The sequence below is a fragment of the Tepidimonas thermarum genome, assembly GCF_007556705.1.
GTDB classification, from domain to species: Bacteria; Pseudomonadota; Gammaproteobacteria; order Burkholderiales; family Burkholderiaceae_C; genus Tepidimonas; species Tepidimonas thermarum.
On the sequence record NZ_VJOL01000125.1, the window covers coordinates 1 to 667 of the forward strand.

General features: G+C 50.2%; 1 pseudogene. It reads right to left on the reverse strand.

What is annotated here, in order from left to right:
- Positions 1–60 precede the first annotated feature (60 nt).
- A pseudogene (locus tag Tther_RS13210) lies at positions 61–667 on the reverse strand (hypothetical protein); the annotation flags it as partial.

Here is a 667-nt window from a genome sequence, read left to right on the forward strand (position 1 = left end):
TTTCCGCAATGCTCGCCGAACTCGACGACGAGTGGCTGACCGGCAAGGTCTATCTCAACTTCAACCTGTAACCCGGTTGTCATGACCACCCAACCGGAAATTTACAGAAAAGAGGTTGCACAATCTCAATTCACCCGCATCATACAGCAACCATTCGGTTTTAGGTCGGCGTGCCTTGGCAACAATTTCCTCTTCGTACTTTTGCTTGGCACGAACCAAAAACTCCTCAGCCAACGGCAAAGGATAAATTTTATCCAAATGCAATATGGTTTTATCGGCCACTTGGTAACGCGACAGCTGATGATATTCAATTTGAACACCATCGCCCTGCGCCGTTTGGGGGCGCAGATATTTTGACAACCAATCAATGGTTGTCAACAATTCACTACTCAGGTTATCCGCCACCAGCAAGATGCGGATTCGATTCGAATCAAAATGAATGGGCTGCACCGGGCCTTCGCTCCCGATATGATCAGCCAATTCAGCGCGCCAGGCTTCAAGACCCCAGTCAGAGGGACGCTGAGTGTTCTTTTTCTGGAATTTAACAGGCCGTTGAAAAAATACCCTTCGAACGCACCAGTGACGCTGCTTTCGAAGAAACGAGCCGCCCAGACGTGGCTGCGCAGCGATTGCGACGTGCATTTCGGCCGGTTTGCAGGCCGTTTTG